The sequence below is a fragment of the Sanguibacter sp. 25GB23B1 genome (assembly GCF_040012415.1).
GTDB lineage: Bacteria > Actinomycetota > Actinomycetes > Actinomycetales > Cellulomonadaceae > Sanguibacter.
In genome coordinates, this window is sequence record NZ_JBDYKL010000027.1 from 1 (window position 1) to 13,398 (window position 13,398).

Annotated in this window: 11 protein-coding genes; 5 read left to right on the forward strand and 6 right to left on the reverse strand. The window is 69.7% G+C overall.

Going from position 1 to position 13,398, the window contains the following annotated elements; translation table 11 throughout:
- Positions 1-168 precede the first annotated feature (168 nt).
- From ABKW26_RS14270 to ABKW26_RS14290, 5 genes are all read left to right on the forward strand, one after another.
- Entirely contained in the window at positions 169-792 is a 624-nt protein-coding gene (locus ABKW26_RS14270; RefSeq protein ID WP_348594444.1) for an ATP-dependent Clp protease proteolytic subunit, read from the forward strand.
- A 42-nt stretch (positions 793-834) separates the two neighbouring features.
- A complete protein-coding gene (locus ABKW26_RS14275; protein WP_348594445.1) occupies positions 835-1,536 on the forward strand; it encodes an ATP-dependent Clp protease proteolytic subunit in 702 nt (233 codons plus the stop codon).
- Between the two features lie 175 nt (positions 1,537-1,711).
- Positions 1,712-2,995: an ATP-dependent Clp protease ATP-binding subunit ClpX gene (gene clpX / locus ABKW26_RS14280; protein ID WP_348594446.1), complete on the forward strand. Its 1,284-nt coding sequence runs from the start codon at positions 1,712-1,714 to the stop codon at positions 2,993-2,995.
- A 5-nt stretch (positions 2,996-3,000) separates the two neighbouring features.
- A complete protein-coding gene (locus ABKW26_RS14285; protein ID WP_348594447.1) occupies positions 3,001-3,366 on the forward strand; it encodes a chorismate mutase in 366 nt (121 codons plus the stop codon).
- 113 nt (positions 3,367-3,479) lie between these two features.
- Positions 3,480-4,679, forward strand: a complete 1,200-nt coding sequence (locus ABKW26_RS14290; protein WP_348594448.1) for a Vms1/Ankzf1 family peptidyl-tRNA hydrolase — start codon at positions 3,480-3,482, stop codon at positions 4,677-4,679.
- 99 nt (positions 4,680-4,778) lie between these two features.
- On the opposite strand, the gene ABKW26_RS14295 is transcribed toward ABKW26_RS14290, so the two are convergent.
- The 6 genes from ABKW26_RS14295 to ABKW26_RS14320 all read right to left on the reverse strand — a co-directional run bounded on the left by ABKW26_RS14295 (position 4,779) and on the right by ABKW26_RS14320 (position 13,379).
- Positions 4,779-5,582 (reverse strand): amino acid ABC transporter ATP-binding protein, encoded by an 804-nt coding sequence (locus ABKW26_RS14295; protein WP_348594449.1) that lies wholly within the window; start codon positions 5,580-5,582, stop codon positions 4,779-4,781.
- Complete coding sequence (locus tag ABKW26_RS14300) at positions 5,579-6,421, reverse strand: amino acid ABC transporter permease (RefSeq protein ID WP_348594450.1); 843 nt, start codon at positions 6,419-6,421, stop codon at positions 5,579-5,581. Before ABKW26_RS14300 ends, ABKW26_RS14295 begins: the two co-directional genes overlap by 4 nt.
- A 5-nt stretch (positions 6,422-6,426) precedes the next feature.
- Positions 6,427-7,209, reverse strand: a complete 783-nt coding sequence (locus tag ABKW26_RS14305) for a transporter substrate-binding domain-containing protein (protein WP_348594451.1) — start codon at positions 7,207-7,209, stop codon at positions 6,427-6,429.
- 198 nt (positions 7,210-7,407) lie between these two features.
- Positions 7,408-9,237, reverse strand: coding sequence for an AMP-dependent synthetase/ligase (locus tag ABKW26_RS14310; protein WP_348594452.1), 1,830 nt, complete (start codon positions 9,235-9,237; stop codon positions 7,408-7,410).
- Complete coding sequence (gene valS / locus ABKW26_RS14315; RefSeq protein WP_348594453.1) at positions 9,230-11,941, reverse strand: valine--tRNA ligase; 2,712 nt, start codon at positions 11,939-11,941, stop codon at positions 9,230-9,232. Before valS ends, ABKW26_RS14310 begins: the two co-directional genes overlap by 8 nt.
- A 61-nt stretch (positions 11,942-12,002) precedes the next feature.
- Entirely contained in the window at positions 12,003-13,379 is a 1,377-nt protein-coding gene (locus ABKW26_RS14320; protein ID WP_348594454.1) for an aminotransferase class I/II-fold pyridoxal phosphate-dependent enzyme, read from the reverse strand.
- Between the last annotated feature and the right edge of the window lie 19 nt (positions 13,380-13,398).

Here is a 13,398-nt window from a genome sequence, read left to right on the forward strand (position 1 = left end):
CGCCTCTCGAGGCGGGGGCCGGCGTCGTCTGTCCCCGCGTGCGGCAGGGGAGCGGTGCGCACCGACTGCGCCCAAAGCGAAACACCGCAGTTCAGGGACGATCCAAGGGTGTGCGGCGCGTTAGGGTCACTGCAACGCACAGCAAGCAGTGAAGCGATGGGAGATGGCGTGAACGAGCAGATGCCGATGGCAGCACGCGGTGATGTGGCCGGACTGGGTTTGAACGACAGCATCTACAACAGGCTCCTCAAGGAGCGGATCATCTGGCTCGGGTCAGAGGTCCGTGACGAGAACGCGAACGCCATCTGCGCACAGATGATGCTGCTCGCGGCCGAGGACCCCGACAAGGACATCTACCTCTACATCAACTCCCCGGGCGGCTCGATCACCGCCGGCATGGCCATCTACGACACGATGCAGTTCATCCAGCCGGACGTCGCCACCGTCGCGATGGGCATGGCGGCCTCGATGGGCCAGTTCCTGCTCTCCTCGGGTGCCAAGGGCAAGCGTTACGCGACCCCGCACGCCCGCGTCATGATGCACCAGCCCTCCGGCGGCATCGGCGGGACCGCGACCGACGTGCGCATCAACGCCGAGCTCATCCTCCACATGAAGCGCGTTCTCGCCGAGCTCATCGCGAGCCAGACCGGCAAGAGCGTCGAGCAGATCCACACCGACTCCGACCGTGACCGCTGGTTCACGGCCCCCGAGGCTCTCGAGTACGGCTTCATCGACCACGTGGTGACCCACGCGGGCTCGGTGGCCGGCGGTGGCGGCACCGCGACGTCCTGAGCCCGCGCGTACGCAACCGTTGAGACATCGAGGAGCAACCACATGAGCAGCATTGAGTCCCAGTTCATCTCGACCGCACAGCGCCTCGCCGGCGCGGGTGGACGCGCGATGCCCTACGGTGCGCCGTCGTCCCGCTACGTCCTCCCGCAGTTCGAGGAGCGCACGGCGTACGGCTTCAAGCGCCAGGACCCCTACACGAAGCTCTTCGAGGACCGCATCATCTTCCTCGGGGTCCAGGTCGACGACGCGTCCGCGGACGACGTCATGGCCCAGCTTCTCGTGCTGGAGAGCCAGGAGCCGAACCGCGACATCATCCTCTACATCAACTCGCCCGGTGGCTCCTTCACCGCGATGACGGCGATCTACGACACGATGCAGTACATCACCTCGCAGATCCAGACCGTCTGCCTCGGCCAGGCGGCCTCGGCCGCGGCGGTGCTCCTTGCTGCGGGTGCTCCCGGCAAGCGGCTCGCGCTCCCCAACGCCCGGGTGCTCATCCACCAGCCGGCGATGGAGGGTGGCGGCTACGCGCAGGCGTCCGACATCGAGATCCACGCCAACGAGCTCATCCGCATGCGGGAGTGGCTCGAGGGCACGATCGCGCTCCACACGGGACGCGACGAGGCACAGGTCCGCAAGGACATCGAGCGCGACAAGATCCTCAGCGCCAAGCAGGCCGTGGAATACGGTCTCGTCGACCAGGTGCTCGAGAGCCGCAAGGCGCTCACCCTCACCAAGCCCTGATCCACCTTTCGCCCGGGGGTGATTCGGGTACCATCGGAGCGCCATGCTGACATCGGCGTTCCGGTGGTGTGGAATGGATGCAACGAACATCTCTCCGTAGTGCGCGCCCACAGGGCGCGCACAGCGCGAGGTGTCGATCCGGCCCATCCGGGGGCGGACCGGGAGGAGATCTACAGTGACCCGAATCGGTGACGGCGCAGACCTGCTGAAGTGCTCTTTCTGCGGGAAGTCCCAGAAGCAGGTCAAGAAGCTCATCGCTGGGCCGGGCGTGTACATCTGCGACGAGTGCATCGACCTCTGCAACGAGATCATCGAGGAAGAGCTCACCGAGGCCGCCGAGATCGGCATGGTCGAGCTGCCGAAGCCGAAGGCGATCTTCGACTTCCTCGAGCAGTACATCATCGGCCAGGACGGAGCCAAGAGGTCCCTGTCCGTCGCGGTGTACAACCACTACAAGCGGATCCAGGCAGGCGAGGGCGTCCGGTCCGTCGGTGAGGACTCGAGCCAGGTCGAGATCGCGAAGTCGAACATCCTGCTCATCGGCCCGACGGGCTGCGGCAAGACGTATCTCGCCCAGACGCTCGCGAAGATGCTCAACGTGCCCTTCGCGATCGCCGACGCCACGGCGCTCACCGAGGCCGGGTACGTCGGCGAGGACGTCGAGAACATCCTCCTCAAGCTCATCCAGGCGGCCGACTACGACGTCAAGAAGGCCGAGACGGGCATCATCTACATCGACGAGGTCGACAAGATCGCCCGGAAGTCCGAGAACCCGTCGATCACCCGTGACGTGTCCGGCGAGGGCGTGCAGCAGGCGCTCCTGAAGATCCTCGAGGGGACAACGGCGTCGGTCCCACCGCAGGGCGGTCGCAAGCACCCGCACCAGGAGTTCATCCAGATCGACACGACGAACGTCCTGTTCATCGTGGCCGGTGCCTTCGCCGGCCTCGAGGACATCATCTCCTCGCGCGCCGGCAAGCACGGGATCGGCTTCGGTGCCCCCCTGCACTCCGCGTCGGACGAGACGGGCGTCTACGAGGACGTCATGCCCGAGGACCTCCTGAAGTTCGGACTCATCCCCGAGTTCATCGGCCGCGTCCCGATCATCACGACGGTGACGCCCCTGGACCAGAGCGCCCTCGTGCGGATCCTCACCGAGCCCCGCAACGCGCTCGTCAAGCAGTACCAGCGGATGTTCGAGATCGACGGGGTCGAGCTCGAGTTCACCGAGGATGCCGTCACCGCGATCGCCGACCAGGCGCTCCTGCGGGGCACCGGGGCGCGTGGGCTGCGCGCCATCATGGAAGAGGTCCTCCAGCAGGTGATGTTCGAGGTGCCGAGCCGTGACGACGTCGAGAAGGTCGTCATCTCCGGTGCGGTCGTCCTCGAGAACGTCTACCCGACGCTCGTGCCGCGTGCGTCGAGGTCCAAGGACACGCCGCGCGAGAAGAGCGCCTGAGCACCGTGGGACCGTCCGCCCACCCAGAGCAGAGCACAGACCCGACCCAGGACCCGGAGATCCGCGAAGAGATCCTGCGGTTGAGATCGAGCATCGACAACGTCGACGGGGCGATCGTCTACCTGCTCGCGGAACGGTTCAAGTTCACGCAGCGCGTCGGTGAGCTCAAGGCCGAGGGCGGCGTCGCGCCGGCGGACCCGCTGCGGGAGAAGATGCAGATCGAGCGGCTGACGTCGATCGCCACCGAGGCCGGGCTCGACCCGGCGTTCGCCGAGAAGTTCCGGGAGTTCATCGTCTCGGAGGTCATCCGGCACCACGAGCGCATCGCCGCAGCCCACGGTGACGCCGGAGTGCTCGACACCTACTTCTGAGGTGAGCCCACCGGTACGCGGTGGCGGTCGGGTGGCATGTGGCAGAGACTGGAGTGCCAGCGGTCGACCCGCGAGGGCCGACCGTCCCTCGACGGAAGGCACAAGGTGTCTGCATGAAGATTGACTGGCTCAAGCCCCTGCTCGGGACCCCCGGTCCGTTCGTCACCGTCTACATCGACGCGACCCGGTCCGGCGACGGCAGCGGGGAGGTGGAGAACAGGTGGAAAGGGCTGCGTCGCTCCCTCGAGAAGGACGGGGTCGACGCAGCTGCGATCGACGTCATCGAAGACGAGATCGTCCGGCCCACCCGTGTCGGAGGCCCCCACGGCAGAGTCGTCATCGCGACCGCCGACGAAGGCATCCTCGTCGACCGGATCATCAAAGACCCTCCCGCGGTTCAGAAGGCCGCCTACGGGCCGGTTCCGGAGCTGCTGCAGGCCGCTCGCGCAGCGGACGACTCCGTGGACTACCTCCGGGTGGTCGTCGACCGGCTCGGCGCGGACCTCACGTGGTCCGAGGCCGGAGGTCACATGCCCTACCACGAGGCCGAGGCCGTCGAAGGCGGCCATGACGTCGTGAACAAGGTGAACACCGGTGGACTCTCGCACAAGCGCCTCGAGTCCCGGGCGGAGGACTCCTGGGAGCGCAACGCCGAGATCGTCGCGGCGGAGATCGAGCGGCAGGTCGTCGGCCACCGCCCCGAGCTCATCCTGCTGACCGGAGACGTCCGGGCCGTGGCGCTGCTGCGCGGAGCGCTCGGAAAGAAGACCCTGGAGCTCACCGTCGACGTCGCGGGCGGCGCACGCGGTCCGGGCGTCAACGAAGGCGCGTTCGAGGCGCAGGTCACGCAGGCGCTCGACGAGTTCCGCGAACGGCGCCGCAGCGAAGCGCTCGAGGAGTTCCGTGAGGAGCGTGGCCGCAACACCGGCGGGGTCAGCGGGCTGCAGAACGTCGCCGACGTCCTCGCCAGGGGCCAGGTGCGTGAGCTGCTCCTCGCCGACGAGTACGGACCGGACACGGACCTCGGCCTGCAGCAGGTCTGGGTGGGTCCGGACCCTCTCCAGATGTCTGTCACGGCGGAGGGGCTGGCCCAGCTCGGTGTCGTCGAGGGCGCGTACCAGCTCGCAGCCACGGTCGCTCTCATCCGTGCTGCGCTCGGCCAGGACGCTGGCCTGACCTTCGTCCCGGCAGACTCGGTCAGCCTCATGGACGGCGTCGGAGCCGTCCTGCGGTGGCACGACGAGAGCACGCCGAGCGACGGTGGTGCACCCAGCCTGTCCTCCGACGCGGGGCGGCTGCGCACGGTGGGTTGAGGCACCGTGGTCTGAACCACGGTGGATCGAGCCGGAGACGCACGATCGGGGGACGGAGCCACGAGGCTCCGCCCCCCGATCGTGTGCTCCTCGTCGTGGCTAGAGGTCGCCGGGGTGCTGGTGCGTCGGGTCGAGGACGCGCTCGAGGAACGAGCGGGTCCTCTCGTGGGTCGGTGCGCCGATGACCTGCTCGGGCGGACCCTGCTCGACGATCATGCCGTCGTCCATGAACACCACGCGGTCGGCGACCTCACGGGCGAACGCCATCTCGTGCGTGACGACGAGCATCGTCATGCCCTTCTCGGCGAGGGCGCGCATGACTGACAAGACGTCTCCGACGAGCTCGGGGTCGAGAGCCGACGTGGGCTCGTCGAAGAGCATGAGCTCCGGGTCCATGCTCAGTGCGCGAGCGATCGCCACGCGCTGCTGCTGACCTCCCGAGAGCTGTGCGGGCATGGCGCTCGCGCGGTCCTCGAGACCGACGTGCGCGAGGTTCGCCTGGGCGATCTTCTCCGCGTCGGCACGGGAGCGCTTGAGCACCCGGCGCTGGGCGATGGTGCAGTTCTCCAGGACCGACTGGTGGGTGAAGAGGTTGAACTGCTGGAAGACCATCCCGACCTTCTGGCGCACGGCGTCGATGTCGACGTCCGGGTCGGTCGTCTCGGTCCCGAGCACGGTGACGGTCCCGGCGGTGGCGACCTCGAGCTGGTTGACGCAGCGCAGCAGGGTCGACTTCCCTGACCCTGAGGGACCGATGACACAGACGACCTCACCGGCGGCGACATCGAGGTCGATGCCCTTGAGGACCTCGCGTGCGCCGAAGCTCTTGCGCAGGCCTCTGATCTCGACGACCGCTCCGGCGTCGGTGTCCACGTGCAGCTCCTTCGTCTCGGGCACGCTCATCGGCGTGACCCCTTGCCGGTGCGGTTCTCGAGCCACCGTGCGAGCAGGCCGAGCGGGATGGTGATGCACAGGTACCCGAAGCCGGCCACGAACAGGCCGGTCGTGCCGCCGCCCGATGCGCTGACGAGGGCGTCTCGACCGATCTTGGTGAGGTCGAACTGCGACGCGGCCAGCCCGAGGACGAAGATGAGCGAGGTGTCCTTGGTGAGGAGGATGATCTCGTTGGTCATCGGGGGCAGGACGATGCGGAACGCCTGGGGGATGACGACGGTCGCGAGGGTGCGGCCGCTCGACATGCCGAGCGACCGGGCCGCTTCGACCTGGCCCTTGGGTACGGCCTGGATCCCTGCCCGCAGGGTCTCGGCGATGTACGCCGCCGAGACGAGCCCGAGGGCGAGCGCCGCCTTGAGGGTGAGCGAGTCGATCCGGACGCCGAGGGCGATGGGGACCGCGTAGCCGAAGGAGAAGACGACAAGGAGCGCGGGGATGCCGCGGAAGAACTCGATGTACGCCGTCGCGATCCATCGGTACGGCGCGACGGACGAGAGCTTCATGAGCGCGAGCACCGTGCCGAGGCTCAGCCCGATCGCGAACGACGCCGCCGTGTACACGAGGGTGTTCTTGAAGGCCAGCGGCACGCGCGGCAGCAGATCCTTCGCGGCCTCGATGTTGAAGACGCTCTGGCTGATGCGTTCCCAGTCGATGAGGAGGAAGAGCGTCACGACTGCGGCGACGAGGATGGCGTACTGGACCCCGCGGAAGATGCGCGCCCGCCGTCGCGGGCTCATGCGTGCCCGGTGGGGTGCCGGCCGCGCGACGGCGGGTGCTGGGGAAGTCATGATCGTCAGCCCTCGGACGGGGTGATGCCGATCCACTCGGCGTAGATGTCGTCGTACGTGCCGTCGTCCTTGATCCGCGTGAGCGTGGCGTTGACGGACTCGAGGAGCTCGGTGTTGCCCTTCTGCACGCCGAGGCCGTAGACCTCGCCGGTCGCGAAGTTGTTGGCGATCTCGAAGCCTTGCTCGACGTACGGCAGGAGGGACGCGACGTCGTTGATGACCGCGTCGACCTGGTCGGCCTCGAGCGCCTGGATCTGCGTGCCGAGGTCGTCGTACTCGGTGGTGGTGAGGCCGTTCTCCTGCGCCCACGTGGCGCCTGTCGTCGCGACCATGACGGAGATCCGCTGGCCGGCGAGGGACTCGACGGAGGACAGCTCGGAGCCGGCCGGCACGAGGAGGCCCTGGTCGGCGTCGAAGTACGGGTCGGAGAAGTCGATGTTCAGGGCACGCTCGTCGGTGATGGTGATGCCCGAGGCGACGATGTCGCACTGGCCGGCGCTGAGCGCCGCACCGGACTGGATGCCCTCGAACGGGGTGCTGACGGTCGTGAGCTCGAGCTCGAGGTCGGCGGCGATCTCCGCGACGATGTCGATGTCGAGGCCGACGACCTCGCCGTCGCGCTCGAACTCGAAGGGCTCGTACGGCGGGTTGGTGCACAGCGTGAGCGTGCCCTCCTCGACGAGCGGGATGCCGCCTTCGCTGTCGGAGCCGGTGTCCGTCGAGCTGCAGCCTGCGATGAGCAGGACGGCGATGGCTGCGGCCGGGATGATCGATCGTGACGTGTTCATGAGCCCCTCGAACCGTAGGAAGGCCGTCTGCCGAGCCGGGGAGCAGAGCCCCGCGGTCGGCGGACGACGGTCACGCACGCCCCGTCGGCGTGCGAGAAATCGACAAGTGGTCGGCGTCGTCTCGCATTCGAGTGTTGTCGATGGCTTCGACGATCGCGACCGGAGAGCGCACCATAGCAGGGTGCTTGGTCAGTCGTGTTACACGCTTCCGGCCACCGCGCTCGGCTCGTTCGTCGTGTAGAGCGCGGTGATGTCGGCGGCGAAGTCCCTGACGACGAGAGCGCGGCGGACCTTGAGCGACGGCGTGAGGTAGCCGTTCTGCTCGGTGAAGTCCGTCGTGAGGACGCGGACCTTGCGGATGGACTCGGCCCGGGAGACGACCTCGCTCGCTCGTGCGGCGGCCCGGTCGAGGGCCTCGAGGACGACGGGGTGCACGGCGGCGGTGGCGACGTCCATGGTCGGCAGCCCGTGCGTGCGCAACCAGCCGGGGAGCATCTCGTCGTCGAGCGTGACGAGTGCGGCGATGAACGGTTGCTGGTCGCCGACGACGATGCACTGGCTCACGAGCGGGTGCCCGCGGAACCTGTCCTCGAGGAGTGCGGGTGCCACGTTCTTGCCGCCGGCGGTGACGATGATCTCCTTCTTGCGGCCGGTGATGCGCAGGAAGCCGTCGTCGTCGAGCGTGCCGAGGTCTCCGGTGCGGAACCATCCGTCGACGAGGGCCTCGGCGGTCGCCTCGGGGGCGTTGCGGTACCCGCGGAACACGTGCTCGCCGCGGACGAGGATCTCGCCGTCGTCAGCGACCCGGATGGTCGCCCCGGGGAACGGTGGTCCGACCGTGCCGACCCGGGTGCTGCCGGGCCGTCCGACGGTCGTCGCGGACGTGGTCTCGGTGAGCCCGTAGCCCTCGAGGACGGTGAGCCCGATGCCACGGTAGAAGTGTCCGAGACGCTCCCCGAGCGGCGCGCCGCCGGAGATCGCGTACCGCGCCCGACCACCGAGCGCGCCGCGGAGCTTGCCGTAGACGAGGGCGTCGGCCACCTTGTGCTGCGCACGCAGCGCGAGCGAGGGCGGAGCCGGGGTGTCCCAGGCGGTCGAGACGTCGACGGCGACCTTCGCGGCCCAGCGGAAGAGCTTGAGACGGGCTCCGGTGCCGGCCTTCTGCTCGGAGGAGTTGTAGACCTTCTCGAACACGCGCGGGACCGCGAGGAGGAACGTCGGACCGAAGGAGGCGAGGTCCGGCAGGAGGGTGCGGGTGTCCGACGTGTGCCCGATCACGGCTCCGGAGGTGACGCACAGGACCTCGATGAAGCGCGCGAAGACGTGGGCGAGAGGCATGAACAAGAGCGTGCGCGAGCCGGGCGCTGCGCACACGTCCCGCAGGCCCTCGACGCCGTTGCGGGTGAGGAAGACGAAGTTGCGGTGCGTGAGCTCGGCGCCCTTGGGCCGCCCGGTCGTGCCCGACGTGTAGATGATCGTCGCGAGGTCGTCGCCGCGGACGGCGGTGCTGCGCGCTGCGATCTCGGCGTCGTCGACCCCGAGACCTGCGGTGCGCAGCGCGCCGACTGCGTCCTCGTCGATGACGAGGACGTCGCTCAGGTCGGGGAGAGCCGTGCGTGCGTCGGCGACGATCGCTGCATGGGCGGCCGTCTCGACGAGCGCGAGGCGTGCGCCGGAGTCCTCGAGGATCCAGCGGACCTGCTCGACCGAGCTCGTCTCGTACACAGGGACGGGGATGCCGCCGACCGCCCAGACGGCGAAGTCGAGGAGCGTCCACTCGTACCGCGTCCGAGACATGATCGCGACCCGGTCGCCGACCGCGGTCCCACGCGCGATGAGGCCCTTCGCGACGGCGGTGACCTCGTCGGCGAAGGACTGGGCGGACATCGCGGTCCACGTCGAGCCGTCGTCGACCTTGCGCTCGACGAGGGTGCCCGGCCCCGCCGAGCGTACGCGGTCGGCGAGCAGAGTGTTGATGGACGTCTCGGGCGGGATGTCGACGAGGCTCGGCGACGCCTGCTCACGCATTGCGGGCCGGCTTCGGCTCGGCCTCGCCGAGCTCCGAGCGCACCACGACGATCCCGCCCTGGACGGACGGGTCACCCTGGTCGGGGCTCGCGACGGTCAGCGTCAGAGGGCCGGTGACCCGCCCGGCGCCGAGGATGTCGACGCGCGCCGACTCGATCGCGGGGAGGTACGCGTCGGGGACGGCGAGGTCCACGAGGACGATCGGGGTGCGCATGGACACCTTCGCCCCGGACTTGATCTTGCGCAGGGACGCGAGCGCGTGCCCGGCGGCCGTGAGGACGGTGACGTCCGCGTCGCCGGCGGCGGTGCGGAGCCCGTCCGAGACGGGCCATGCCGCGTGGTGCACCGAGCCCTGGCGCCACCAGGACCACACCTCTTCGGTCGCGAAGGGCAGGACCGGGGCGAAGAGACGCAGGAGCGTGTCGAGCGCGATCGCGAGGCCGGTGCGGGCGGAGAGCGTCGCGGCGGACACGCTCGCGTCACCGGCGCCGTAGGCGCGGTCCTTGACGAGCTCGAGGTAGTCGTCGCAGAAGGTCCAGAAGAAGGTCTCGGACACCTCGAGCGCCCGCGTGTGGTCGTAGGACTCGAGGGCGGCCGTGGCCTTGTCCACGACGTCCGCGAGGCCCGCGAGCATCGCACGGTCGATCGGCTCGGTGACGAGCGACGGGTCGAGCGAGAGGTCGTCGTCGCCGGCGAAGGACAGCGCGAACTTGCTCGCGTTGAGGACCTTGATCGCGAGGCGTCGGCCGATCTTCATCTGCCCGACCTCGAACGCCGCGTCGGTGCCCAGGCGTGCCGAGGCAGCCCAGTAGCGGACGGCGTCGGAACCGTGCTCCTCGAGCAGGCCCATGGGCGTGACGACGTTGCCCTTGGACTTGCTCATCTTCTTGCGGTCCGGGTCGAGGATCCAGCCGGAGATCGCGGCGTTGGCCCAGGGGAGCGACCCGTGCTCGAGGTGGGCGCGGACGACGGTCGAGAAGAGCCACGTACGGATGATGTCCTGGCCCTGGGGACGCAGGTCCATGGGGAACACGCGGGCGAAGAGGTCGGGGTCGGTCAGCCAGCCGCCGGCGATCTGCGGGGTGAGCGACGACGTCGCCCACGTGTCCATGATGTCGGGGTCGCCGATGAAGCCGCCGGCCTGCCCACGCTGGTCGGCGGTGTAGCCGGCCGGGGTGTCGGAGGACGGGTCGATCGGCAACGAGGCCTCGTCCGGGATGATCGGCGCGTCCCACTGCGGCTCGCCGTGGGCGTCGACCGGGAACCAGACCGGGATGGGCACGCCGAAGAAGCGCTGGCGGGAGACGAGCCAGTCGCCGTTGAGGCCGCCGACCCAGTTGGAGTAGCGCACGGCCATGAACTCGGGGTGGAACGTCAGCTCGTCGCCGCGAGCGAGGAGGGCCGCGTTGAGGTCGGCGTCACGACCGCCGTTGCGGATGTACCACTGGCGGCTCGTGACGATCTCGAGGGGCTTGTCGCCCTTCTCGAAGAAGTTCGCCTTGCGCTGCGTCGCGACGGGCTCGCCGTGGAGGTCGCCGGACTCCCGGAGGGCGTCGACGACCGCTGTGCGTGCGGAGAAGGTCGTCTTGCCGAGCATCTCGCCGAAGAGCGCCACGCCCTGCTCCGACGTGATCCAGTCCGGCGTCTCGCGGGTGATGCGCCCGTCTCGGACGAGGATGGAACGGGTGGGCAGCTGGAGCTCGCGCCACCACTGGACGTCCGTGAGGTCACCGAAGGTGCAGCACATCGCGATGCCGGCGCCCTTGTCCGGCTCGGCCATCGTGTGCGCGAGGACGGGGACCTCGACGCCGAAGAGGGGCGAGGTGACGGTCGTGCCGAAGAGGTGCTGGTACCGCTCGTCGTCCGGGTGCGCGATGAGCGCGACGCAGGCGGGGAGCAGCTCGGGGCGCGTCGTCTCGATGACGACGTCCGTGCCGTCCGGCGCGTGGAACGCGATCGTGTGGAAGTGCCCCGGGTAGTCGCGCGCCTCGAGCTCGGCCTGCGCGACGGCGGTCTGGAACGTCACGTCCCACAGGCCCGGTGCCTCGGCCTGGTACGCCTCGCCGCGGGCGAGGTTGCGCAGGAACGCGGTCTGGGCCGTGGCCTGCGCTGTGCGGCCGATGGTCTGGTAGTGGTGCTGCCAGTCGACCGAGAGGCCGAGGTAGCGCCACAGCGACTCGAACTCCTTCTCGTCCTCGGCGGTGAGGCGCTCGCAGAGCTCGACGAAGTTCTTGCGGCCGATCGGCTGCTGGTCCGCTGCCTTGACGCTCTTGCCCTCAGCACCCTGCAGCGGCGGCTCGTAGCCCTCGACGTAGGGGAGCGACGGGTCGCAGCGGACACCGTAGTAGTTCTGCACGCGACGCTCGGTGGGCAGACCGTTGTCGTCCCAGCCCATCGGGTAGAAGACCGACTTGCCGCGCATGCGCTGGAAGCGGGCGACGACGTCCGTGTGGGTGTAGCTGAAGACGTGCCCCACGTGCAGGGAGCCGGAGACGGTCGGCGGCGGTGTGTCGATCGAGTAGACGTCCGCGCGGCTCGCCGAGCGGTCGAACGTGTACGTGCCCGACTCGGTCCACGCGGAGTCCCAGCGGGTCTCGAGGCCGTCGAGGCTGACCTTGTCGGGGACGGTCCCGACCCGGGCCACCAGCGACGCGTCGGGCTCGGAACCGGTGGTGGGCGTGGGGAGACCAGCAGATGCGCTCATGGGTCAACATCTTCCCAGATGTCGGGGCTCGGCACGCACACCGGGCAACCGGGCCTGCCGGTCAGGGCGACGACGTCGAGGCGGCAGCGAGCGTGGCCCCGAGCGCGGCGTAGGAGTCACGGACCGGCCCGAGGCTGATGCGCAGGTGCGGTGACGACGGGACGCGGTGCCCACCCGCGGGGGTCGGGCCGTCGGTGAGAGCGCTGAACGGTGCGCCGGGAGCCGCTCGGATGCCGGTGGCGGCGAGATGGAGGAGCGCGGCACGCTCGTCGGCCACCGGCAGCCACATGTTCAGACCGTCTCCAGCGCGCAAGGTCCCGCCCGCGCCGGAGACCGCCCGCGCGAGCTCGCGCTGGCGCACGCGATACGTCTCGCGGGCGAGGGCGACGGCCGCGCGGGCGCTCGTGTCGGTGAGGAGCTCGAGGAGGACAGACTGGAGCATCCGGCTCGTCCAGCCGGGCCCGAGCATGCGCCGGGCGATGATCTTGCGCAGGACGGGCGCAGGCCCGCCGACCGCGGCGATCCGCAGGTCGGGTCCGTGGGACTTGGAGTAGCTGCGGACGTGCACCACCCGGCCGGGCAGGTGCGGACCCAGGCTCACGGCCGTCGCCCTCGAGATCCCGGCGCTGTGGTCGTCCTCGAGGACCATGACGTCCGCGCCGTCGCGGTGGGTGCGCAGCACGTGCGCGAGCTCCTCGGCGCGGTCCTGCGTGAGGGACGCACTCGTCGGGTTCTGTGCCCGAGGCTGGAGCAGGACGACCGCAGGGCGGGAGTCGAGCGCGGCGGCGAGGAGCTCGGGACGCATGCCGTGCTCGTCGACCTGGACGGGGACGCGCTCGGCACCGAGGAGATCGAGCAGGTCGAAGAACGGCGGGAAGCCGGGGTCCTCGACGACGACGCGCGTGCCCAGGCCGGCGAGCACCTCGAGCGTGCGTGCGACACCGTCCATCGCGCCGTCGACGACGGTGAGCTCCTCCGGCTCGAACGGCCACTCCGCCCGCAGACGTCGCTCGAGCGGCGCGACGACGGCAGGCCCGAGGTAGCTCGACGTCGTCGCCGCGTGCGTCCGGCGTGCGAGGTGGGCGAACGCGGCACCCACGGGCGGGAGCAGCAGAGGGTCGGGCGTCCCCGAGGAGAGGTCGAGGCGGTAGGGGACCTGGTCGCTCGCCGCGAGGTCCTGGTAGCGCGGCGGGAGCCAGGCCGAGGTCTGGTCGAGCACGTACGTCCCCGCCCGGCCGCGAGAGCGGACGAGCCCTGCCTCGGAGAGCGCGTGCCACGCACCGCTGACGGTCGCCGGGCTGACGTGGAGCTGGGCCGCCACGTCACGGACCGTCGGGATGCGAGAGCCGGGGCGCAGCTCGCCCGAACGGATGAGGCGACCGACCGTCGCGGCGATGCCGGCAGGGCTGCGGTCGACGACGAGCTCGGAGAGGTCCATCGCCCGAGTCTGGGACCTC